The 23,957-nt window shown below is 65.8% G+C and carries 19 protein-coding genes; 14 read left to right on the top strand and 5 right to left on the bottom strand.

The genetic code is table 11. From position 1 onward, the window contains the following. Positions 1–211 precede the first annotated feature (211 nt). From ACSBPQ_RS08800 to ACSBPQ_RS08765, 8 genes are all read left to right on the top strand, one after another. Positions 212–511: a YciI family protein gene (locus ACSBPQ_RS08800; protein ID WP_442681821.1), complete on the top strand. Its 300-nt coding sequence runs from the start codon at positions 212–214 to the stop codon at positions 509–511. Further along, on the top strand, positions 508–780 hold the full coding sequence (locus ACSBPQ_RS08795; protein ID WP_442681820.1) for a BolA family protein: 273 nt from the start codon (positions 508–510) through the stop codon (positions 778–780). The genes ACSBPQ_RS08800 and ACSBPQ_RS08795 overlap by 4 nt, the downstream gene beginning before the upstream one ends. 576 nt (positions 781–1,356) lie before the next feature. Next, positions 1,357–4,395, top strand: a complete 3,039-nt coding sequence (locus tag ACSBPQ_RS08790) for a TonB-dependent receptor (RefSeq protein WP_442681819.1) — start codon at positions 1,357–1,359, stop codon at positions 4,393–4,395. Positions 4,396–4,597: 202 nt separating this feature from the next. After that, entirely contained in the window at positions 4,598–6,133 is a 1,536-nt protein-coding gene (locus tag ACSBPQ_RS08785) for a glucoamylase family protein (RefSeq protein WP_442684555.1), read from the top strand. A gap of 2 nt (positions 6,134–6,135) precedes the next feature. Next, positions 6,136–7,422, top strand: a complete 1,287-nt coding sequence (locus ACSBPQ_RS08780; protein ID WP_442681818.1) for a sugar ABC transporter substrate-binding protein — start codon at positions 6,136–6,138, stop codon at positions 7,420–7,422. Beyond that, on the top strand, positions 7,419–8,300 hold the full coding sequence (locus ACSBPQ_RS08775; RefSeq protein WP_442681817.1) for a carbohydrate ABC transporter permease: 882 nt from the start codon (positions 7,419–7,421) through the stop codon (positions 8,298–8,300). Before ACSBPQ_RS08780 ends, ACSBPQ_RS08775 begins: the two co-directional genes overlap by 4 nt. Continuing rightward, positions 8,297–9,136, top strand: a complete 840-nt coding sequence (locus ACSBPQ_RS08770; protein WP_442681816.1) for a carbohydrate ABC transporter permease — start codon at positions 8,297–8,299, stop codon at positions 9,134–9,136. Before ACSBPQ_RS08775 ends, ACSBPQ_RS08770 begins: the two co-directional genes overlap by 4 nt. 175 nt (positions 9,137–9,311) lie before the next feature. Next, positions 9,312–12,479: a discoidin domain-containing protein gene (locus tag ACSBPQ_RS08765; RefSeq protein WP_442681815.1), complete on the top strand. Its 3,168-nt coding sequence runs from the start codon at positions 9,312–9,314 to the stop codon at positions 12,477–12,479. Between the two features lie 194 nt (positions 12,480–12,673). On the opposite strand, the gene ACSBPQ_RS08760 is transcribed toward ACSBPQ_RS08765, so the two are convergent. Further along, on the bottom strand, positions 12,674–14,119 hold the full coding sequence (locus ACSBPQ_RS08760; protein WP_442681814.1) for an amino acid permease: 1,446 nt from the start codon (positions 14,117–14,119) through the stop codon (positions 12,674–12,676). 74 nt (positions 14,120–14,193) lie between these two features. Next, on the bottom strand, positions 14,194–15,669 hold the full coding sequence (locus ACSBPQ_RS08755) for an amino acid permease (RefSeq protein WP_442681813.1): 1,476 nt from the start codon (positions 15,667–15,669) through the stop codon (positions 14,194–14,196). Between the two features lie 190 nt (positions 15,670–15,859). On the opposite strand from ACSBPQ_RS08755, the gene ACSBPQ_RS08750 reads away from it, so the two are divergent. Next, a complete protein-coding gene (locus ACSBPQ_RS08750) occupies positions 15,860–16,411 on the top strand; it encodes an NUDIX hydrolase (RefSeq protein ID WP_442681812.1) in 552 nt (183 codons plus the stop codon). A gap of 93 nt (positions 16,412–16,504) precedes the next feature. Here ACSBPQ_RS08750 and serA read toward each other — a convergent pair whose 3' ends face one another. Beyond that, positions 16,505–17,746 (bottom strand): phosphoglycerate dehydrogenase, encoded by a 1,242-nt coding sequence (gene serA, locus ACSBPQ_RS08745; protein WP_442681811.1) that lies wholly within the window; start codon positions 17,744–17,746, stop codon positions 16,505–16,507. A 207-nt stretch (positions 17,747–17,953) separates the two neighbouring features. On the opposite strand from serA, the gene ACSBPQ_RS08740 reads away from it, so the two are divergent. The 5 genes from ACSBPQ_RS08740 (at position 17,954) to ACSBPQ_RS08720 (ending at position 22,410) form a co-directional block, all read left to right on the top strand. After that, entirely contained in the window at positions 17,954–19,342 is a 1,389-nt protein-coding gene (locus tag ACSBPQ_RS08740; protein ID WP_442681810.1) for an FAD-binding oxidoreductase, read from the top strand. Positions 19,343–19,391: 49 nt separating this feature from the next. Further along, complete coding sequence (locus ACSBPQ_RS08735; RefSeq protein ID WP_442681809.1) at positions 19,392–19,691, top strand: DUF2388 domain-containing protein; 300 nt, start codon at positions 19,392–19,394, stop codon at positions 19,689–19,691. Next, positions 19,691–21,424: a DUF7844 domain-containing protein gene (locus ACSBPQ_RS08730; RefSeq protein ID WP_442681808.1), complete on the top strand. Its 1,734-nt coding sequence runs from the start codon at positions 19,691–19,693 to the stop codon at positions 21,422–21,424. The genes ACSBPQ_RS08735 and ACSBPQ_RS08730 overlap by 1 nt, the downstream gene beginning before the upstream one ends. A 104-nt stretch (positions 21,425–21,528) precedes the next feature. Next, a complete protein-coding gene (locus ACSBPQ_RS08725) occupies positions 21,529–21,795 on the top strand; it encodes a DUF2249 domain-containing protein (protein WP_442681807.1) in 267 nt (88 codons plus the stop codon). 3 nt (positions 21,796–21,798) lie between these two features. After that, the gene (locus ACSBPQ_RS08720; protein WP_442681806.1) at positions 21,799–22,410 is read left to right on the top strand and encodes a hypothetical protein; all 612 of its coding nucleotides are present in this window, start codon (positions 21,799–21,801) and stop codon (positions 22,408–22,410) included. A 106-nt stretch (positions 22,411–22,516) separates the two neighbouring features. On the opposite strand, the gene yeiP is transcribed toward ACSBPQ_RS08720, so the two are convergent. Together yeiP and ACSBPQ_RS08710 are read right to left on the bottom strand one after the other, a co-directional pair. Next, positions 22,517–23,083 carry an elongation factor P-like protein YeiP gene (gene yeiP, locus ACSBPQ_RS08715; protein WP_442681805.1) on the bottom strand — a complete coding sequence of 189 codons (567 nt, stop codon included), beginning with the start codon at positions 23,081–23,083 and terminating at the stop codon, positions 22,517–22,519. A gap of 60 nt (positions 23,084–23,143) precedes the next feature. Further along, positions 23,144–23,914 (bottom strand): SDR family NAD(P)-dependent oxidoreductase, encoded by a 771-nt coding sequence (locus ACSBPQ_RS08710; protein WP_442681804.1) that lies wholly within the window; start codon positions 23,912–23,914, stop codon positions 23,144–23,146. Between the last annotated feature and the right edge of the window lie 43 nt (positions 23,915–23,957).

The following is a 23,957-nucleotide window of genomic DNA, read 5'->3' as shown; positions in this document are numbered from 1 at the left end:
ATCACAGGGAGGTCGTCTACGCGGTCCGGTAGGAAATGCGGTCCGGTTGCCAGGTGGCCGGTCTGGGCCGGCCGCCGCTCCGGGGCCGTTACAGGCCGGTTGCGTGCAATGGTGCGAAGAGTAATCGCCCAGACCGGCCCATGTCCAGTGGTGTGGCGCTAGACTGGATGGGCATCCGTTCATTACAGCGGAGAAAGTGGGGGAAAACACGGTGTGGTATGTGATTGAAGGCTATGACGGCGAGCAGGTGCTGGAAGCGCGCAAAGGCGCCCGCGGCGAGCACCTGGCGCGTTTGCAGTCCCTGCTGGCGCAGGGACGGTTGTTGCTGGCCGGGCCCTGTCCGGCCATCGACGCCGAAGATCCGGGTGAGGCCGGCTTCAGCGGCAGCGTGGTGATTGCCGAGTTTCCGGACCTGGAAAGCGCCCGTGCGTGGGCGCAGGCCGATCCGTATGTTGCCGCAGGTGTCTATGCGCGGGTCGAGGTGCGGCCGTTCCGCAAGGTGTTGCCATGAGCGGCCGGATCGAGCGGATCCGGTCGGCCCTGCTGGCCGCACTGCAGCCGCAGTCGCTGGAAATCGAGGATGACAGCCACCGCCATGCAGGCCATGCGGGTGCCCGTGACGGGCGCGGGCATTTCAATGTCGACATCGTCAGCACCGCCTTTGCCGGCAAGGGGCCGCTGGCCCGTCACCGCGCTGTCTATGCGGCGCTGGGCGAGATGATGGAAACCGATATCCACGCCCTGTCGATCAAGGCGCGCACGCCGGACGAGGCTTCCTGAGCGACTCCGGGACAGGCGCATCGGACGACCGCTGCGTCCGCTCTGGTGGATGGCCGCCTTGTCCATGCGCAGGGCGGCCGTCAGGTCATTGACGCTCTGCCCGGTATTGGTCGCGGTCGTGGCGGCAGGGGGCGGCAGTCAGCACCGCGCTGTCCCCGGCGATGGGAACCGGGCAGTTGTCCGCGTGAGTGGTTGCGCTACCGCTGGGAGATCCTCCCCGTTGCTGCCCGGGCGCAGGGACGGCCGAAGTCGCCGGCTATCGCACCGGGATGTTGCAACCGCAGGTGTGCTTCCTGAATGGAGTGAGCCGGTAACGGTGCGGGTCGCCTCATGGCGGTCATCTGCCCGGATCGGCACTGAAGTGCTGCAGCCGGGTGCATAGATACGTTTCTTTCACTCTTTTTTGACAAGAATACGGGTGAATTGCACAGGGTCCGGAGCGGGCGCCAGTCAGGTTGCCGGCAATGGACTGCGATAACGGTATCCGGATACGGCCCGCGCCCGCGGTTCCCGGATACCTGGGCGATGACTGATGGACCTTCTGCCGGACCTGCTTTCCCTGGAGAGAACCGCATCATGAAACCGCATCCCCGATCTTCCTTCCGCCCGGTCCGCAGTCTGTTGAGCTGCGCGCTGGCCGGCTGTCTCGTGCTGGGCGCGGCGCCGGTATGGGCGCAGAGCACCGGTGCCACCATCCGCGGCCAGGTGATGGTCGATTCGGCGCCGGCCGGACAGGCGCAGGTCACCGCCACCAACCTGGCCACCGGGCTGAGCCGCAGCGTGCAGAGCACCGCCAATGGCAGCTATTCGCTGGCTGGCCTGCCGCCGGGCAGCTATCGCATCGATGTCGAGGCAGGCGGCAAGCGCAGCAGCCAGAACATCACCGTGCAGGTAGGACAGACGGCAACGCTGAACCTGGGCGTCGGTGGCGTGGCCGAGACCGCCGGCGGTACGGCAACCACGCTGGATGCGGTGCAGGTGACGGCGCAGGCGCCGGTGGAGACCAAGACCTCGGAAGTGGCCAGTTACGTGTCGCAAAAACAGATCGAGGTGTTGCCGCAGGGGTCGCGCAATTTCCTGGCGTTTGCCGACACCGTGCCGGGGATGATCTTCGAAAGCGGCGCCGACGGTTCCAGCAAGCTGCGCAGCGGTGCGCAGAACTCCAATGGCATCAATGTCTTCATCGACGGCGTCGGACAGAAGAATTACGTGCTCAAGGGCGGCATCAGTGGCCAGGACTCCTCCAGCGGCAGCCCCTTCCCGCAGTTGGCCATCGGCGAATACAAGGTCATCACCTCCAATTACAAGGCCGAGTACGACCAGGTCAGCAGCGCGGCGGTGACCGCGGTGACCAAGTCCGGCACCAACGAATTCCATGGCAGTTTTTTCTGGGACAACACCAGCGAGAACTGGCGCAAGCCCACGTTCTCGGAAGAGCAGAGCGGCACCAAGGTGCCCTCCAGCGAACGCCAGTACGGCGCCGCGTTCGGCGGCCCGATCGTGCGCGACAACCTGTTCTTCTTCGCCACCTATGAGGCCAAGCGCATCCAGCGTCCGCGCGAGGTGCGGCTGGGCACCAGTATCTACGACCCGGCATGGATAACCCCCGAACTGGCGTCGTACCTGGGCCCGGCCAATGCGTCCTTCGACCAGGACATGTATTTCGGCAAGCTGACCTGGCAGGCCGGCGATGAGCATCTGGTCGAACTGTCGGCCAAACGCCGCCAGGAAAAGGAGCTGACCGGCATTGGCGACGGCCCCAATACGTCAAGTTACGGCAGCACCAAGAGCAATGACAGCACCCGGATGGATCTGCGCTGGCAATGGAGCACGCTGGACTGGCTCAACGACCTTCACCTGACCAGTGAAGACGACTTCTGGAACCCGCGCCCGGTCACGCTGGGTCCAGGGCGTTCGATCCGGTCGACCTTGGCGAATTTTGGCGACGGCGACACATTGCTCAATCTTGGCGGCGGCGCGGACTACCAGAACAAGGGGCAGAAGGGCTATTCGCTGCAGAACGACCTCACTTTCAATGGTATGGAGCGTCACACGTTCAAGGGCGGGTTCAAGTTCAAGAACGTGCGTATCGAGTCCTTCCAGCAGCAGCCCTACAACGCGCAGTTCCGCTACGACCTGGGTGAAAACCTGGCAGCCGGGCGCGACCTGGTGGCCGACATGGTGCCGTGGCGGGTCGAGTTCGGCGCCCCGCTGCCAGGCATTGCCGACCGCAACGTGATTTCCCGCAACCGCCAGTACGGCATCTACCTGCAGGACGACTGGCAGGTGACCGAGCGACTGCTGCTCAATCTGGGTGTGCGCTACGACTATGAGACCACGCCCAGCTACGAGGACTATGTGACAGATCCGGGCCTGGCCGCGGCGCTGCGCGGCTGGGCCAATCTGAACGGGCCCAACGTCGACTACGATATCGAGAACTACATCAGCAGTGGGCGCGAGCGTAAGGCCGACAAGAACAACTGGGCGCCGCGGCTGGGCTTCTCCTACGATCTTGGTGGGGACGAGCGGCACGTGATCTTCGGCGGCGCCGGGCGCTCCTACGACCGCAACCTGTTCGACTATCTGGCGCTGGAAAGCTCCAAGCGCACCTTCCCCGGCTATACCTATTTCTTCAACACCGATGACCACCCCTGCACGGTGGGAAGCAACAACTGCATCGCCTGGGACCCGGCCTACTACGAGCAGGACAATCTGTACGCGCTGACCCAAGCCAATCCCAACCTCGGCGCCGAGGTGAACCTGCTCAACAATCACCTGGTCACGCCGTATTCGGACCAGTTCTCGCTGGGCATGCGCAACCTGCTCACCCTGGCCGGGCAGGAGTGGAGCACCTCGGTCACCTTCGCCCACGTGCGCAGCTACGATGGCATCGTGTTTTCGCTGGGCAACCGCTGGCCCGATGGCAGCTTCCGCGACCCGGCCACGCCGGGGGCAACCTGGGGTGGTCAGCCCTGGGGTCAGCCGATTCCCGGCTACGGCACCTTGATCAAGGCCGACAACGGCATCGACACCCGTTTGAACCAGCTGTTGCTGTCGGCGGAAAAGGCCTATTCACCCGAATCACCGTGGGCGGTCACGCTGGCCTATACCTACAGCGATGCCAAGGAAAACCGGCTCAACGCGGCCAACAGCGACGAGCACTATCTGTTCGACTATCCCAGCTTGGACGGCTTGCCGTTCCTGCGTTCGGTCGGCATCCCCGAGCACCGCTTCGTCGGCACGGGCATGTACGAGTTCTGGGGTATCACCATTTCCGGCAAGCTGACGCTTGAGAGTCCACGACCGAAGGATGCAACCAACTGCCTGGATGCACCGAGCACGCTCAACTGCTTCTTCGATCCGGCTACGCCACATGGCACCTTCGGTTTCAAGCAGTTCGACATGGCAGTACAGAAGGAATGGGATACCGGTGCCGGGTTACGGTTCCGGGTACGTGGTGACGTGCTCAATGTCTTCAACTGGCAGAATTTCACCGACTACGACACCTGGCGTGGTGTGGTGGGCGTGCCCAATGACAACTACCTGCACCGGAACGGCGTGGGTACGGTATATCCGCCGCGTATGTTCAAACTGTCCTTCGGACTGGACTGGTAAGCAGCGGTCCCGGCAGCGGTCATCGCGGCCGGGACCTTTCGCACATGTGCCGGTGGCGCCGCCGCGGGATCGTGGCAGCCTGTTTCCCTTACATCTGGATACCGTCTTGAGCATGCCGCGCATCGCCCCGTTGCTGTCCAGCGTTGTCGCCGTTTTCGGACTGGTGCTGTTGGCCGGCTGCGGCAAGGCGCCGGAGCCGCCGATGCCCAAGGTATTGCCGCAGGTGATCCTGATCGAGGCCGACCTGCCGCCGCGGCCGATGAAGCCGGAGCTGCCGCCGCTGTTCGACGATATCGAGCGCCGCACCTTCCAGTATTTCTGGGATACCACCAGCGAGCAGACCGGGCTGACTCCGGACCGCTACCCGTCACGGCCGTTCGCCTCCATCGCCTCGGTTGGCTTCGCGCTGACCGCCTATCCGATCGGCATCGAGAACGGCTGGATCAGTCGCAACCAGGCGGTGGACCGCACGCTGCTGACGCTGAAGTTCTTCCGCGACCTGCCGTCGGGCCCGCAGCGTACCGGCAAGGGCGGCTACAAGGGCTTCTACTACCACTTCCTGGACATGCAGGAAGGCCGCCGCTACGACAGCTGGGTGGAGCTTTCCAGCGTCGATACCGCGCTGCTGCTGATGGGCGTGCTGTTCGCGCAGTCCTATTACGACGGCGACGACGCCCGCGAGAAGGAGATCCGCCAGGCTGCCGATACGATCTACCGGCGGGTGGACTGGCGGTGGCTGCAGCGCAACACGCCGCTGGTGTCGATGGGCTGGTTCCCGGAAAGCGGCTTCATCGAACATGACTGGATGGGCTACAACGAGGCGATGATGCTGTACGTGCTGGCGCTCGGTTCGCCGACGCACCCGGTCGAGCCGGATGCGTGGACGGTGTGGGCGCGCACCTACGACAACGACTGGGGCGTGTTCCAAGGCCAGGAATACCTGTCATTCGGGCCGCTGTTCGGGCATCAGTACAGCCATGTCTGGATCGACTTCCGCGATATCCAGGATGCCTACATGCGCGAGCGCGGCATCGATTACTTCCTCAACAGCCGCCGGGCGACACTGGCCCAGCGCGAGTACGCCATCGCCAATCCCATGCAGTGGAAGGATTACGGTGAGGACGTGTGGGGGCTGACCGCCGGCGACGGCCCGCAGAACACCACCCAGGAGTACAAGGGCGAGCAGCGCCAGTTCCGTCATTACTCGGCGCGCGGTGCCGGCCTGCGCGAGAATTTCGACGATGGCACCATCGTGCCGTCGGCGGCGATCTCCTCGTTGCCGTTCGCGCCGGAAGTGGTGATCCCGGCAACGGTGGCGATGCACCAGCGCTACGGTGACTACCTGTACTCCAGCTACGGCTTTCTGGACTCGTTCAATCCCAGCTTCAACTACGACATCCCGCTCAAGACCGGGCGTCTGATTCCCGAGCGCGGCTGGGTGGCCAGCGATTACATCGCCATCGACCAGGGGCCGATCCTGGCGGGCATCGCCAACTATCGCGACGAGTTCGTCTGGAATGTGATGAAGAAGAACCCCTACATCCGCAAAGGACTGGAGCGCGCCGGTTTCAGTGGTGGCTGGCTGGCGCCGGAAGGCGAGGAATGGCAGCCGCTGCAGAAGGACGAACAGGCCGCGTCCGCGCGCGCGGTCGGGATTGCCGAATCGCGCGCGGCCGCCGCCGAAGCACAGAAGGCCGCGGCCCAGCAGCCGCCGGCGTCGCGACCGCAGCAGCCCTGAGTATGGCGATGACGCGCTGGCTGGCCTGTGTGCTGTTGCTGCTGGTGGCCGGCTGCGCGCGCCCGGCGCCGGACACCACGTTGCGCTTCTGGGCGATGGGCCGCGAAGCCGAAGTGGTGGGCGAGCTGATCCGCGAGTTCGAGGCGGAAAATCCCGGCCTCCGCGTCGAGGTGCAGAACATCCCGTGGACCGCCGCGCACGAGAAGCTGCTCACCGCCTATGCCGCCGATGGCCTGCCGGATGTGTGCCAGCTGGGCAACACCTGGATGGCCGAGTTCGCCACGCTGCAGGCGCTCACGCCGCTGCAGCCGTATGTGGATGGCTCCACGGAAGTGCAGCCGGCGGATTATTTCCCCGGCATCTGGGATACCAACGTGGTGGACGGGCAACTGGTCGGTGTGCCCTGGTACGTGGATACGCGGCTGCTGTTCTATCGCAAGGACCTGCTGCGCCAGGCCGGCTATGAGCATCCGCCGCGCAGCTGGGCCGAGTGGGAGCAGGTCAACGTCGCGCTGAAGAAGCAGATGAGTGATCGCGGCTATCCGGTGCTGATGCCGCTCAACGAGTTCGAGCCGCAACTGTCGCTCGCCCTGCAGCAGGATGATCCGCTGCTGCGTGAGAATGACACCCGCGGCAATTTCCGCAGCCCCGGGTTCCGCCGCACGCTGGCCTTCTACGACAACCTGTTCCAGCAGGGCTGGGCGCCGAAGATGTCCGAGACGCAGATCTCCAACGTCTGGGACGAGTTCTTCCGTGGTTTCACCGCGTTCTACCTGTCCGGGCCATGGAACATCCGCGAGTTCCGCCAGCGCCAGCCCGCTGCGCTGGAGGGCCAGTGGGGCACCGCGCCGTTGCCCGGTCCCGATGGCCCGGGCGCCGGTATCGCCGGCGGTACCAGCCTGGTGGTGTTCCGCTCCTCGCAGCAGAAGGACGCGGCGTGGAAGTTGATCGAATTCCTGTCGCGGCCGGCGATCCAGCAGCGTTTCTACACGCTCATTGGTGACCTGCCGCCGCGACGCAGCGCCTGGCAGTCACCGGAATTGACCGGCGATCCGCTCACCGCCGCGTTCGCCGACCAGCTGGAACGGGTCAAGCCGACCCCCAAGGTGCTGGAGTGGGAACGTATCGCCCAGCAGATGCGCATCGTCACCGAGCAGGTGGTGCGTGGCGGCCTGCCGCAGGAGCGCGCGGTGGAACAGCTGGACCGGCAGGTCGATGAGATCCTGGCCAAGCGGCGCTGGATCGTCGAGCAGCAGGCCGATGCCGCCGATAGCGGGGCAGGGCGATGAAGCAGCGTTCACTGGCCGGCTGGATCTTCGCTGCCCCGGCGCTGATCGTGATCGGCGTGTTCTTCGGCCTGCCGGTGCTGTCGGCGCTGGCGCTGAGCCTGACCGACTTCGACCTGTATGCGCTGGCCGATACGCGCAACCTGCGTTTCGCCGGGCTGGACAACTATATCGACCTGCTACAGACACCGATGTTCTGGAAGGCGTTGGGCAATACCGCGTATTTCGTGGTGCTGGGCGTGCCGCTGTCGATTGCCCTGTCACTGGGCGCCGCGCTGCTGCTCAACGCGCCGGCCGCCCGCTTCAAGGCGCTGTTCCGCACCGCGCTGTTCGCGCCGGTGGTGACCACGCTGGTGGCGGTGGCGGTGATCTGGCGTTACCTGTTCCATACCCGCTACGGGCTGGTGAACTGGGGGCTGGGCCATCTGGGCATCAACCCGGTGGACTGGCTGGGCGATCCGCACTGGGCGATGCCGACCATCATCCTGTTCGCGGTGTGGAAAAACTTCGGCTACAACATGGTGATCTTCCTGGCCGGCCTGCAGGCGATTCCGAAGGATCTGTACGAGGCTGCACGCATTGACGGCGCCTCGCGCTGGCAGCAGCTGCTGCACATCACCTTGCCGATGCTGGGGCCGGTGCTGCTGGTGGTCGGCGTGATCACCGTTTCCGGCTACTTCCAGTTGTTCGCCGAGCCCTATGTGATGACCCGTGGCGATCCGCTGCAGAGCACGGTCAGCGTGCTGTATTTCATGTTCGAGGAAGGCTTCAAGTGGTGGAACCTGGGGCGTGCCTCGGCGGTGGCGTTCCTGCTGTTTCTGATCATCCTGGCGGTGACCACGCTGATGCTGCGCTTTGGCAAGCGCCGGGAGCTGGTATGAGCGGGCGCGAGATCGGGCAGTCGCGCGGGCATGCGCTGTGGATCAATGGCGCATTGGCGTTGCTGGCGATCATCAGCCTGGCGCCGCTGGCATGGATGCTGTCGGTATCGTTCATGCCCGGTGGGCAGGCTTCGCAGTTCCCGCCGCCGTTGCTGCCGTCGCAGACCACGCTGGACAACTACCGCGCCCTGTTTGCGCGTACCGGCATGGGCCGCAACTTCCTCAACAGCCTGCTGGTGTCGATGGGCATCACTGCCGGCTCGCTGCTGCTCAATACGCTGGCCGGCTATGCCTTCGCCAAGCTGCGCTTCGCCGGGCGCGACCGGATATTCCAGCTGCTGCTGGCGGCACTGGTGGTGCCGGCGCAGGTGGCGATGCTGCCGCTGTTCCTGCTGATGAAGCAGATGGGACTGGTCAATACGTTTGGCGGCGTGGTGGTGCAGGCGCTGGCCAGCGTGTTCGGCATCTTCCTGGTGCGCCAGTACGCGCGCTCGATTCCGGACGAGCTGCTGGAGGCGGCCCGCATCGATGGTGCCGGCGAGGCGCGGATCTTCTTCCAGATTGTGCTGCCGATGCTCAAGCCGGTGCTGGTGACACTGGCCATCTTCACCTTCATGGGCGCATGGAACGACTTCATGTGGCCGCTGATCGTGCTGACCGACCAGGAGCACTACACCTTGCCGGTGGCGCTGGCCTCGCTGTCGCGCGAGCACATCATGGACGTGGAGATGATGATGGCCGGCGCGGTGGTGACGGTAGTGCCGGTGCTGCTGCTGTTCCTGCTGCTGCAGCGTTACTACCTGCAGGGGCTGTTGCTGGGGAGTGTCAAAGGGTGAGGGGGGCAGGTGAGTCTCGTGTGTCGATGCCTGCGCGGTGGTGGCGGATATTCCATTGCCGGCCTCGCCACGACCCAGCGGGAACAGCATGGAAGTATCCGGCAGCGGTCGGCAGCAGGTCCCGCTTCTGCCAGAATCCGGGGCTGGTGATCGCCTCGCGTCGAGATACTTTTCGATGAAAACCGTTCCTACCCTGCTGCTGTTTTTCACCGCCGCGCTGGCCAGTGGCGGACTGGCCGCGCAGGGAGCGGCGCGGGTGCTGGCGAAATTCGACAACATCAATGCGTGGCAGCTGGTGACTTCCCCGCAGGTCAGTGGTGCCTTGCGTCCGGTAGCGGCCAACGGCGGTCGCGCGCTGTGCCTGGATTACGATTTCCACGATGTTTCCGGTTACGTGGGTATCCGCCGTGCGCTGCAGGTGGAGTGGCCGGAGAACTACCAGCTGTCATTCGGCGTGCGCGGCCAGTCACCGGCCAACGACCTGCAGTTCAAGCTGGTCGATGCCAGTGGCGACAACGTGTGGTGGGTCAACCGTCCCGGCTATGACTTCCCCAAAGACTGGACGCAGGTGAGCTACCGCAAGCGCCATATCGAAAAGGCGTGGGGGCCGGGCCAGGACAGCACCCTGCGGCGCAGTGCGGCGGTGGAGTTCACCATTTACAACCGCGTGGGCGGCAAGGGCTCGGTGTGTTTTGACCGGTTGACGCTGCAGGCCCTGCCGAAGGAGGACACTTCCGCGTTGACCGCCACCGTGATCGCCGACACCTCCACCGCGCTGCAGCAGCGTATTGCCGATGGCAAGCCGGACACGGTGTGGGTCAGTGGCGGGGTCAAGCAGCAGACCATCAGCCTGGACCTGGGCAAGGTGCGCGAATTCGGCGGCGCGATGATCCAGTGGGTGCCGGGACTGGAGGCCTCCCGCTATGTGGTGCAGGCATCCAAAGATGGGCGTGACTGGCACAAGATCCGCGAGGTGGTGGCCGGGGGTGGTGGACGCGATTGGCTGGCGCTGCCGGAAACCGAGGCGCGCTACCTGCGTTTCGATCTGGTGGAGGGGCCGAACTGGCGCTATGGCATCCGTGACATCAGCCTCAAGCCGCTGGATTTCGCCGCCACACCCAATGATTTCATCCGTTCGCTGGCCAAGGATCTGCCACGGGGGACGCTGCCGCGCGGCTTCAGTGGCGAACAGCCGTATTGGACGCTGCTCGGCCTGGATGGCGGCCGTGAGCAGGCGCTGATGGGCGAGGACGGTGCGCTGGAGGCGGTGAAGTCCGGCTTCAGCGTGGAGCCGTTCGTGGTGCTCGATGGCAAGGCGCACGGCTGGGCCGATGTCCAGGCCAGCCAGCAGTTGCTGGACGGCTATCTGCCGGTTCCCTCGGTGCAGTGGCGGCATGAGCAGTTCGACCTGCAGGTGACCGGTTTCGTGCAGGGCCGGCCCGAGCAGGCGCAACTGGTGGCGCGCTACCGGCTGCACAATCCGGACAAGGTTGCGCACGAATACACGCTGGCGCTGGCGGTGCGTCCGTTCCAGGTCAATCCGCCCAGCCAGTTCCTCAACACCGTCGGCGGTGTCAGCCGGATCGAGCGGCTGGCGATCGAGGACGGCAAGGTCAGTGTCAACGGCACGCCGCGGGTGTTCGCCACTGCCACGCCCGATGCCGGGTTCGCCAGTACCTTCGACAGCAAGCTGGCAGTCACCCATCTGGCCGGCAAGCGCCTGCCGCCAACCCGCGAAGTGCGCGACAGCACCGGGCTGGCATCGGGCGCGATGCTTTACACGTGGAAGCTGGAACCGGGGCAGAGCCGCGAGGTGGCGCTGGTGCTGCCGCAGACCGGCAACTGGCAGATGCCGGACGGCTTCGATGCGGACAAGGCGCAGCAGCAGGTGGCCGCGATGTGGCGCGACAAGCTCGACCCGCTGCGGCTGCGACTGCCCGAGGCCGGCCAGCCGCTGGCCGACAGCCTGCGCACGGCGCTGGCGCACATGCTGATCTCCCGCGTCGGCCCGAGCCTGCAACCGGGAACCCGCTCCTATGCACGCAGCTGGATCCGCGACGGCGCGATGATTGCCGAAGGTCTGCTGCGCATGGGCCGCAGTGACGCGGTGCGCAGCTATGTGGACTGGTATGCGCCCTACCAGTTCGACAGCGGCATGGTGCCGTGCTGCGTGGATGCGCGCGGCAGTGATCCGGTGCCGGAAAACGACAGTCATGGTGAGCTGATCCATGCCATCGCCTCGTATTGGCGCTATACCGGCGATGACACGTTCCTGGCGCGCATGTGGCCACATGTGCTGGCCGCCTGGGGTTATATGGAAGACCTGCGCCTGAGTGAGCGCAGTGATGAAAACCGTGCGCGCAATCCGGGCTTCTACGGCATGATGCCGGCCTCGATCAGCCACGAAGGCTATTCGGCCAAACCGGTGCATTCGTACTGGGACGATTTCTGGGCCTTGCGTGGCTACAAGGACGCGGCCGACATGGCGACGGCACTGGGGCAGGAGGTCGAAGCCGAGGCGATGGCGCAGTCGCGTGACCAGTTCCGCCAGGACCTGTACGACTCATTGCAGGCGACGATGGCCGCGCACAGCATCGACTACCTGCCCGGTTCAGTGGAGCTGGGCGATTTCGACCCGACCTCGACCACCATCGCGCTGGCGCCGGGCGGCGAGCAGGGCGCGTTGCCGCAGCCGGCGCTGGACAATACCTTCGAGCGCTACTGGCAGCAGTTCGTCGCCCGCCGCGACGGCACGCGCGAATGGAAGGATTACACGCCCTACGAATGGCGCAACGTGGGCGCGTTCGTGCGCCTGGGCTGGCGCGAGCGGGCCTGGCAGGCCAGCACGTTCTTCTTCAAGGACCGCGCACCGCCGGGCTGGAACCAGTGGGCCGAAGTGGTGTCGCACACGCCGCGCGAACCGTTCTTTGTCGGCGATCTGCCGCACGCGTGGGTGGCGTCGGATTTTGTCCGCTCGGCGCTGGACATGTTCGCCTACGAGCGTGAGCACGACGCCTCGGTCGTACTGGCCGCCGGTGTGCCGGTGGACTGGCTGACGGGCAAGGGTATCGCCGTCGATGGCCTGCGTACCGCACATGGCCGGCTCAATTTCAGCCTGCAACGCAGCGAGCGCAAGCTGAGCCTGCGGGTGGCCGAAGGACTGCTGCTGCCGGAAGGCGGGCTGGTGCTGCCCTGGCCGTATGAAGGTACGCCGGGCGAGGCCAGCATCAACGGCGAGCCGGTACCGTGGTCGGGCACTGAGCTGCGGATCATGGCGCTGCCGGCCAATGTCGAAATCGCGATTCCCGCCGAGCTCCGCCGCAACGAGCGGGCCCGGCGCTGAGCCGGGCAGTTGCCACCGAGCGCCAGCGGCACCACTGAAAGCCGGTGCGCTGATGTGCCGCCTGATGCATCGATGACGGATGCTCGCTGCGCGAGGCGTCGCGCTGCTCTGCGTTGGATAACGGCAGTACGCAAATAGATATAGGCCCGGGAGTGTCACTCCCGGGCCTTGGTCATCGAACCTGCGTGCGGAGGTCAGCTCTTGCTGGCTTTGTTGGCGGCATTGAGCTTGCTGTGGCGCACGCCATACACGAAGTAGATGATGAAACCGGTGGCCGTCCAGACGCCCATCAGCATCCAGTTGTGGGCGGTCATCGCGGTGAGCAGGGCGATGCAGCTGAGCACGCCCAGGCTGCAGACCAGCCACGCCATCGGGATGCGGAACGGGCGCGGCAGGTCCGGCTGGGTCCGGCGCAGCACCAGCACGCCGGCGCAGACCGCGGCAAAGGCGATCAGGGTGCCCATCGAGGTCAGTTCACCGAGAATGTCCAGCGGAAACAGCGCCGCCAGCAGGGCGATGCCGATGCCGGTGATGACGGTGTTGATGTGCGGCGTGCGGTACTTGGGATGGATGCGGGTGAACACCGGCGGCAGCAGGCCGTCGCGGCCCATGATCATGAAGATGCGCGGCTGGCCGATGATCATCACCAGCACCACCGAGGACAGGCCGATCAGTGCGCCGACTTCGACGATGACACGCAGCCAGCCCAGCTGGGGGTGCGCGGCCACCGCGGTCACCACCGGCTCGGCGGTACCGAGCATCTGGTACGGCACCAGACCGGTCATCACCGCCGCCATGGCGATGTACAGCACGGTGCAGACCGCCAGTGACAGCAGCATGCCGATGGGCATGTCGCGCTGCGGCTTGTGCGACTCCTGCGCCGCCACCGACACCGCCTCGAAGCCGATGTAGGCGAAGAACACCATCGCCGCACCACGCAGCACGCCTTCGAATCCGTATTTCCCCGGGCCTTCATTGGCCGGGATGAACGGCGTCCAGTTGGAGGGGTCCACGTACTTCCAGCCGGCGAAGATCACCAGCACGATCAGCCCGGTCTTGAGGATCACCATGGCCATGTTCATCGCCGAGGACTTGCGGATGCCGACATAGCACAGCCAGGTGAGCAGCAGCACCAGCACCGCAGCGGGGATATTGGCGATGGCACCGGTGGGCTTGAGCTGCGCGTCCAGCGGGGCGCTGACCAGCGCGGCTGGCAGGTGGATGTCGAAATGGCTGAGCAGGCTGAGGAAATAGCCGGTCCAGCTGACCGCTACCGCCGAGGCGGAGACGCCGTATTCCAGCACCAGCATCCAGCCGATGAACCAGGCCGACAGCTCGCCGAAGGTGGCGTAGGTGTAGGTGTAGGCGCTGCCGGAGACCGGCACCATCGAGGCGAACTCGGCATAGGCCAGCGCACAGAATGCGCAGCAGATCGCCGCCAGCACGAAGGACAGCATGATCGCCGGACCGGCGTGCTCGGCGGCGGCCTGGCCGGTGATGACGAAGATGCCGCCGCCGATCACCGCGCCGATGCCCAGTGCGGTCAGTCCCCATGGGCCGAGTGTGCGGCGCAGGCTCAGGCCTTCGGCCTCCTGGTGTGCGGCATGCGGATGTTTGGTGGCCCACAGTTGCTTGAACATGCTTCAGGTCTTCACTGGTCAGGCGCGGCGATGCGCGGGGAAGCCGGCGCCTGTGGCGCCGGTCGTGAAAGGGGTCAGGCGCGCTTGTTGAGCTTGCTGTGGCGGATGCCATAGCCGAAATAGATGACCAGTCCCAGCAGCGTCCACAGCACGAACACCAGCCAGTGCGCGGCGAAGGCCATCGCGAACAGGCCCAGGCAGATCAGCGTCCCGGCCGGGGCGATGAACCACACCGCCGGCACCCGGAATGAGCGCGGCAGGTCGGGTTTGGTCCGGCGCAGTACCAGCACGCCGACACACACCGTGGCGAAAGCCAGCAGGGTGCCCATGGCCACCAGTTCGCCGAGCACGCTCAGCGGCACCAGCCCGGCCAGCGTGGCCGCGACCACACCGACGATGACCGTGCTCAGGTGCGGGGTGCGGAACTTTGGATGGACCTTGCCGAAGATCGGTGGCAGCAGACCGTCGCGGGAGATGGTGTAGGCGACGCGGGTCTGGCCCATCATCATCACCAGGATCACCGAGGACAGGCCGGCGATGGCGCCGATCTCGACCCAGGTCTTCAGCCATGCCAGCTTGGCGTAGGCCTCCAGCGCGGTGGCGACCGGCTTGTCGGTGCCGAGCTGGGTGTAGGACAGCAGGCCGGTCATCACCGCGCAGACGACGATGTAGATCACCGTACATACCGCCAGCGAGCCGAGCAGGCCGATCGGCATGTTCTTCTGCGGGTCCTTCGTTTCACCGGCGGCGGTGGACACCGCATCGAAGCCGATGTAGGCGAAGAACACGATGGAGGCCGCGCGCAACACGCCGCTCCAGCCGAACTCGCCGAACGTGCCGGTGTTGTCGGGGATGAAGGGGGTCCAGTTGGCCGGGTCCACATACATCGCGCCGAAGCCGACGAACAGGCAGATCACCGTGACCTTGATCGCCACGATGACGGCGTTGACGAAGGTGGACTGGGTGACGCCGACGTACAGCAGGCCGGAAATCGCCGCCACGATCAGCACCGCCGGCAGGTTGAACAGCTTGCCGGAGGCGATGAACTGGCCGCCTTTCCAGTCGATCGGTGCAGCAGTCAACGCATCGGGGAAGGGCAGGTTCAAGGTGGTGGTGAGGAAACTGATCATGTAGGCCGACCAGCCCACCGCCACCGAAGCCGAGGCGAACAGGTATTCCAGCACCAGGCACCAGCCGATGAACCAGGCCATGCCTTCGCCGAGGGTGGCATACGAATAGGAATAGGCGCTGCCGGAGACCGGAATCATCGCCGCGAATTCGGCATAGCACAGGCCGGCGAACGCACAGGCCAGCCCGGCCAGCACGAAGGACAGCATGATCGCCGGGCCGGCGTGGTTGGCCGCGGCTTGGCCGGTGACGACGAAGATGCCGGCGCCGATCACCGCGCCCATGCCCAGGAGGATCAGGTGCTTGGCCGTGAGGGTGCGCTTGAGCGTGGCTTCGCCTTCCAGACCGCCTTCAACCGGCTCGCCGGCATCGACATGTGCGGCCGGTTCGACCGGCTTGACCCTCAACAGAGCTTTCAGCATTCCACTTGATTCCCAGGTTGTGTGTTGGCGCATGCACGAGGCAGTGGCGGCGCCGTTGCAGCAGGCTTTGAACCTGAATGACAGGCAACCGCGTTACCTTGCCAAACGCCATCAGACTCGACAAGCGCAAGTGCAACATGCCCGACCGATAATGGCCGCCACGTTGGATATCCGGAATGTGCTTACAGTCATGCATGAACACGATCAGCCACTGCGCGATGCGCTGCAGGACCATGCCCGGCGGCTGCCGGAGCAGCATGACGTGGCGCAGCAGTTCCTTGCACTGCTGGACGAGGCCGGGAGTGATCCGTTCACCCGCGGGCGGCTGGCGGGACACTTCACCGGCAGCGCGTGGCTGGTCAGCCGTGATGGCCGGCGGGTGTTGCTGACCCATCACCGCAAACTGCAGCGCTGGTTGCAGCTGGGCGGACATGCCGATGGCGATCACGACCTTGCCGCGGTGGCATTGCGCGAGGCGCAGGAGGAGTCGGGACTGCCGGGGCTGGTGCTGGCGTCATCGCGGATATTCGATCTGGACCGGCACTGGATTCCCGCGCGTGGCGAGGTGCCGGGCCACTGGCACTACGACGTCCGTTACGTGGTGGCGGCCGGGCACGAGGAACGCTTCGTGGTGAGCGAGGAGTCGCTGGCACTGGAATGGCGGGCCATTGCCGGGCTGGTCGACGATGGCGATGCATCGATGCGGCGGATGGCGCGGCGCTGGCTGGCGGCAACGGCCTGAGCGGCGGGCTGCCGCCGCAACGGAAACAACCTCCGCGGCGACCGGCGGCCGGGATGCGTCCGGCACCGGTGGCTGTCCCCGTAAGCGGGTGGATCAGTACAGGATGCGGGTGCGCAGCGTGTCCGGGATCGCGGCCAGATCCTCGCGGATGGCCGCGGCCTGCGCCTCGGTGGCGCTGATGTCGATCACCACGTAGCCGACCTTGGGATCGGTGCGCAGGAACTGGCCGTCGATGTTGAGGTTGTGGCGCGAGAAGATGTCGTTGATCTTGGACAGCACGCCCGGCACGTTGCGGTGGATATGCAGCAGGCGCAGGCTGCGGTCGTGCTCGGGCAGGGTCACTTCCGGGAAGTTCACCGCCGACAGGGTCGAGCCGTTGTCGCTGTAGCGCACCAGCTTGGCCGCCACTTCAACGCCGATGTTCTCCTGTGCTTCCAGCGTGGAGCCGCCTACGTGCGGGGTGAGGATCACGTTGTCGTGGGCGATCAGCGGCGATTCGAAACGGTCGCCGTTGCCCTTGGGCTCGACCGGGAATACGTCCACCGCGGCGCCACCGATATGGCCGGAGCGCAGTGCCGCATCCAGCGCATCGATATCCACCACGGTGCCGCGCGCGGCGTTGATCAGGTGCGCACCGGGCTTCATCTTCGCCAGTTGCGCAGCGCCGATCATCCACAGCGTGGAGGCGTTTTCCGGCACGTGCAGGGTGACGATGTCCGAACGCTGGAGCAGGTCGTCCAGCCCGGCCGCCGGATGCGCATTGCCCAGCGACAGCTTGGTCTCGATGTCATGGAAGATCACGTGCATGCCCAGCGCCTCGGCCAGCACGCCGACCTGGGTGCCGATATGGCCGTAGCCGATGATGCCCAGTGTCTTGCCGCGCACCTCGTGGCTGCCTTCGGCCGACTTGGACCAGCCGCCACGATGGCATTCGGCGTTCTTCTGCGGCACACCACGGGTGAGCATGATCGCCTCGGCGATGACCAGTTCAGCCACCGAGCGGGTGTTGGAGTAGGGCGCGTTGAACACCGGGATGCCGGCCAGTTCCGCCGCTTCCAGATCGACCTGGTTGGTGCCGATGCAGAAGCAGCCGATCGCCATCAGGCGCTTGGCATGGGCCAGGGTTTCGGCGTTGAGCTGGGTGCGCGAGCGCAGGCCGATGATGTGGGCCTCGGCGATGCGGGCTTTCAGCTCGTCTTCCGGCAGTGCCTTGGCGTGGTATTCGATCTGCGAATAGCCCGCCGCCTTGAAGGTATCCACGGCGGTCTGGCTGACCCCCTCGAGCAACAAAACGCGGATGTCCTGCTTCGGGAACGAGGTCTTCTTCGGCGACATGATGGCGGCGTGAGAGTGGGGAAAGGAGGTGTCGACTATGCCAGAAATAATCCCGATTTGTGCGCTGCGCCATGCTGGAATCCCTTGATTCCGAAAGGTTTCAGGTGAATGTGATTTCTTCATGTGGCGTCGGGCGGGGAAGGCTGGACGCCACGCGCGGTGGCTGTCAGGCTTGAGTGCTTTCACCTTGCCAACGCCGTTGTCGCCATGACCGATCCACGCCTGTCCCTGCTGCTGCAGACCTGTCCGGACCTGCGCCTGAAAACCGATGCCGCCGACCTGGAACACTACGGACGCGACTGGACCCGGCGCTGGACCCCGGCGCCGCTGGCCATCGCGCTGCCGGGCACGGTGGCCGAAGTGCAGGCGGTGGTGCGCTGGGCCAATGAACACAAGGTGGCGGTAGTGCCCTCGGGCGGCCGTACCGGCCTGTCGGGCGGCGCGGTGGCGGCCAACGGCGAGCTGGTGCTGAGCCTGGAGCGGATGAACAAGCCGCTGGCCTTCGACGCGGTGGACCGCACGCTGACCGTGCAGGCGGGGATGCCGCTGGAAGCGCTGCACAACGAAGCGCGTGAGCATGGATTGATCTACCCGGTGGATTTCGCTGCGCGCGGTTCCTGTTCGATCGGCGGCAATATCGCCACCAATGCCGGCGGCATCCGCGTGATCCGCTACGGCAACACCCGCGAGTGGATCGCCGGGCTGAAGGTGGTGGCCGGCAACGGCGAGCTGCTGGAGCTGAACAAGGGGCTGATCAAGAATTCCAGTGGCTTCGATTTCCGCCAGCTGATGATCGGTTCGGAAGGCACGCTGGGGATCGTGGTCGAGGCGACGGTGAAGCTGACCGACCCGCCACCGGCGACCAACGTGATGCTGCTGGCGCTGCCCTCGTTCGAGGTGCTGATGCAGGTGTTTTCCGCATTCCGCGAGCGGCTGCAGCTGGAGGCATTCGAGTTCTTCACCGATCTGGCGGTCAAGCACGTCACCGCGCATGGCGCGCAGTACCCGTTCGACGAGATCCACCCGTATTACGTGGTCACCGAATACGCCTCGGCCGACGAGGCGGGTGAGGCCGCCGCGCTGGCGGCGTTCGAGCACTGCATGGAGCAGGGCTGGGTGCTGGACGGCGTGATCAGTGCCAGCGAGGCGCAGGCGCAGCAGTTGTGGCGCCTGCGCGAGGGCATCACCGAATCGGTGGCCCGCTACAAGCCGTACAAGAATGACGTGTCGGTGCGGATCTCGGCGATGCCGGCGTTCCTGGCCGAGACCCAGGCGCTGATCAACGGCGCCTACCCGCACTTTGAAGTGGTCTGGTTCGGCCATATCGGTGACGGCAACCTGCATATCAACGTGCTCAAGCCTGATGAGACTTCCGATGCCGATTTCCTGGCGCAGTGCGAGCAGGTGACCAAACTGCTGGCACAGGTGCTGCAGCGTTTCCACGGCAGCATCTCGGCTGAACACGGGATCGGTCTGGTCAAGAAGGCCTACCTGTCCAGCACCCGTGACGAGGCCGAAATCGCGCTGATGCGCGGGGTGAAGCGTGCGTTCGATCCCAACGGCCTGATGAATCCGGGCAAAGTGTTCGACCTGTAAGTCGTCTGCGGCTACGCTTTCGCCCCTTCCTCCCCATCCTGAGTCGATGATGATCCGCCCGATCCTGTTCTGCGCCCTGTTTGCGATCTCCACCCCGCTGCTGGCTTCCAGCTTCGCCGGCACTTCGGCCGGCTCGGCCAGCGGTGCCTCGTCCAAGGGCTCCAGCAGCTCGTCGGGCGATGACAAGGTCATCCAGGCGGCACGCGAGGAAGCTGCCGGCTTTGTCGCCAGCAATGGCCAGTTGCGTGGTGCACGCCTGCAGGCGGCGCTGTCGCACCTGCGCGAGCACGATGAGGCGGCGCGCATGCACAGCGACATGGAGCTGGCACGGGCGATCCTCGCCCGCTGATGCGTCTGACGGCATGCCTGGTCGCCGCGCTGCTGCTATGCAGCGGCCACGGCCAGACAGTGGAGCTGGGGCTGGACCGGACCGGACTGGATGCCGCGGCCGGGCAGCGCGCCCAAGAGTTGCTGGAGCATGCACAGGCGCGGCTGCCGGATCGCTGGCGTGCCGATCCACGGCGCCTGTCGTTGCGTTTCGACCCCGGGCTGCCGGCCGATGTCGCTGGCCGCCATCGGCGTGGTGAGCTGCGCCTGTCGCTGCAGCTGCTGCAGATGCCACCCGGCGGGGACGGGTTCGACCTGGCGCAGGCCACCGTCTTGCATGAGATCGCCCACGCCTTCGACCGTGGCCAGGGCGGTGGCTGGTCGCGGCAGGCGGAGTTCCGCCGGCTCGCCGGCTGGGACCGGCGACAGGGCAACGATTACACGCTGCGCAGCCCGGATGCCTACGAACACCACAGTCCGGCAGAGGCGTTTGCGGTCAATCTGGAGTGGTATCTGCTCGACCCCCACTACCGTTGCCGGCGGCCGCAACTGGCCGCCTGGTATCGCGAGCAGCTGGGGCCGGCGGTGCTGCCGGAAGTGTCCTGTTCTGCGGCACAGCCACTGCTGGTGGCCGGTGCCACGCCGGCACAGCTGGAGCTGGAAACACTCGATCCGGCGCGCATCTATGCGGTGGACTACCTGCTGGCCGGCAGTGGCGATGCGGCGATGAGCCGCTTCGGCCATGCGATGTTGCGGCTGGCGATCTGTGCGCCCGGTCGTGCGCCCGGACCGCAGTGCCGGCAGGACCTGGCCTATCACCGGGTGCTGTCCTTCCGCGCGTTCGTCAATGACGTGCAGATATCGAACTGGCGCGGGCTGACCGGCGGCTATCCGGCGCGGCTGTTCGTGCTGCCGCTGGACCAGGTGATCGACGAATACACCCGCATCGAGCTGCGTGACCTGCAGGCGTGGCCGCTGGCGTTGTCCCCGCAGCAGCGCGCGGTGCTGTTGTCGGCCGCCGCACGCGCGCACTGGAGCTACGACGGGCAGTATCGGTTCATCGGCAACAACTGTGCGGTGGAAAGTGGACGCCTGCTCGATCTGGCCTTGACGCCACAGGCGCGACGGTTGCAGGCGATCACGCCGCGCGGTGTGCTGCGGCGGTTGCAGGAGGCGGGACTGGCGATGCGCGAGCCGCCTTCGCAACGGCTGGAGGACGGCCTGTACTTCGCTTCCGCCCGCGCGGAATACCAGCAGCTGCTGCTGGGCTTGCAGCAGTCCGGCCAGGCACCATCGCTGTCGCTGGAACGCTGGCTGGACAGTCCGGCGCGGCAGCGCGGGGAAATCTCCGCAGCATCGACCTTGCCGGCCACGGCGGCGTGGTGGGTGCTGGAAACCGCCGCGCTGCGCCGGGCGGAGTTGCGCGCATTGGCGCAGCTGAAGCGCCAGCTGGGGCAGCAGACACCTGGGCTCCAGGCGCGGCTGCAGGAGTGGCAGCGCTTCACCGGATTGTTCGATGCGCCGGCAGCGCTGTTGAAGGGCAAAGGCTATGGCCTCGTCCAGTCGTCCGAGCTGGAGGCGCTGGGGCAGGCGATGTCCCGCCATGCCGAGGTGCGCGAGGTGCATTGGCAGGCGTTGCAGGTGGCGGTCGAGCAGGAGATGCCAGCGGTGCAGCGGCGGGAACTGGACCAGACCCGGAAGCGGGTGCAATGGCTGGCCGAGCGCATGCGTCAGCAGGCGGCCACGCCGGAGTGAACCGGGCCACGATGGCGGCTTTCGGCACTCCTCCTGATTTTGGTCAGGATGGCTGTAAAGACGAGGCCTAGCATGGACCGGGTTCCCACGATGGAGTGATCCCGATGTCCGCTTCCCTTGATCCGCAGCCCAACGTCCATGTCTTCGATGCCCGCGGCGTGGCCCGCCGCTTCCGCCATTCGGCGATCTTTGGAGCACTGGGTGCGCTGCGCAATGGCGAAACCATGCGCTTCGTCAACGACCACGACCCGATTCCGCTGCTGGGCCAGTTGAGCGAGCGCTTTGGCGAGCACCTGAGCATCACCTACCTGCAGCGCGGGCCGGAGGCGGTGGTCATCGATTTCGGCATCCAGGGTCTTCCGGAGGGGTGAGCCATGGCCTTTCCCGGTTTTTTCAACGAGGCGCCGGGTATCACCGTACGTGACGGGCTGGCGGATTTCCTCGGTGCCAGTGAGGACGGCCGGATCGAGTACGGCTATGCCGACGCGGTGAAGCTGGCCGGGCATTCCTGCCCCACGGTTGCCGGCGCCTGGCTGATGGTGCGGGCGGCGTTGCGCGCGTTGTATGGCGGGCAGCTGCCCGAGCGTGGCGGGGTGCGGGTGGACATGGTGGAGGCCGAGGATACCGGCACCACCGGCGTCATCGCCCAGATTTTCACCCTGGTCACCGGCGCGGCAGCCGGCAATGGTTTCCAAGGAATTGGTGGCCGTTTTTCACGCTATGGCCTGCTGCGGCACGGTGTCGATGGGGGCGGTATTGCCCGCTTCATCCGCGTCGATACCGGCGCGGCGGTGGAAGTGGGCATGGACCTGTCCGGGGTGCCGGCCGATGCACCGTTGCGGCCGCTGTTGCAGGCTGCAATGGCCGAAGATGCGAGCGCACAGGCGCGTGCCGCATTCGCCCAAGTCTGGCAGGGGCGGGTGCGCCGGCTGCTGCTGGAACATGCCGATGATCCGGCGGTGATCCAGGTCCGGCCGCTGGGCTAGACCGGTGGCCGGCCGTCGAGGCCGCACCGGCATCACCTCAAGTGCAAAGCGCTGCCGCGTCCGCCGATGTCGAAATGGCGGACGCGGACATCGGCTGGGGCAGGGCTCAGTCGGCGCGGCCGCCGAACTCGCCGGTGGTGGTGTTCACCAGGATGCGTTCGCCGTTGCTGATGTACTCCGGCACCATGATCTCGATGCCGGTATTGAGCTTGGCCGGCTTCGGGCGCTTGGTGGCGGTGCCGCCCTTCAGCTCCGGCGGGGTCTCGACCACTTCCAAGGTGACGTGCTGCGGCAGCTGGATCGCCACCGGCTGCTCGTCGATGACCTGCACATAGATGCCGCCCAGGCCTTCGGTGATGTAGCCGGCGTCATCGCCGATCACGTCCGCGTCCAGCGTGTACGGGGTGTAGTCCTCGTCATCCATGAACACGAAGGCATCGCCATCCATGTAGGAGAAGCTGGCCTGGCGGCGCAGCAGTTCCACTTCGGGCAAGTTGTCATCGGCGTCGAAGCTGGCGTCGAGCTTGTTGCCGCCCGGCACGCTGTACATGATGAAACGGAAGCGGACGTTGCCGCCGCGGCCCTGCGGCGAGCTGCGCTCGATGTCGCGGACCTGGTAGACGCCGTTGTTGTATTCGACGACGTTGCCTTTCTTGATATCGCTGGCTTTCATGCTTGGAAAGTCTATTGGAGGTAAACGGATGCGGGCGCCGTGTGGGCGCCCGCAGGTGAGTCACTTCGGTGCCAGACGCACGGCACCGTCAAGGCGGATAGTCTCACCGTTGAGGTAGGGATTGCCAATGATGTGGCCGACCAGAGCGGCGAAATCGGCCGGCTGGCCCAGTCGCGACGGGAACGGGATGGAAGCGGCCAGCGATTCCTGCACGTTGGCCGGCATGCCATCGACCATCGGCGTCCAGAACACACCCGGGGCGATGGTCATCACGCGGATGCCGAAACGCGACAGTTCGCGCGCCATCGGCAGGGTCATGCCGACCACGCCGCCCTTGGAGGCGGAGTAGGCGGCCTGGCCAATCTGGCCCTCATAGGCGGCCACCGAAGCGGTATTGATGATGACGCCACGCTCGCCGTCGGCGTTGGCCTCGTTGTGTTGCATCAGCTCGGCGGCGGTCTTGGCGACGTTGAAGCTGCCGACCAGGTTGACCATCACCGTGGTCTGGAAGTTGGCCAGCGGCATCGCCGCCTCGCGGCCCAGCACGCGGCCGGCGCCGAGGATGCCGGCGCAGTTCATCACCACGTTCAGTCCGCCCAGGAATTCGCTGGCGGCGGCCAGATTGGCGGCCACGCCGGCCTCATCGGTGACGTTGGTGGTGAAGTAGCGGGCGTTTCCGGCGCCCAGCTCGGCGACCGCAGCCGCGCCCTTTTCGTCATTGAGATCGAACAGCGCGACCTTGCCGCCATTGGCGACGAGGAACTGGGCAACACCGAGGCCGAGGCCGGAAACGCCGCCGGTGATGACGGCACGAACGGAGGACAGCTGCATTGGAACAATCCCGCGGAAAAGAGGGCCCGATTCTAGCCGAAGG

Source organism: Stenotrophomonas sp. JC08, from assembly GCF_052180205.1.
Classification (GTDB): domain Bacteria; phylum Pseudomonadota; class Gammaproteobacteria; order Xanthomonadales; family Xanthomonadaceae; genus Stenotrophomonas.
Note: the sequence above shows the minus strand (reverse complement) of the source record. Positions and strands in the feature narration are given on the sequence as shown.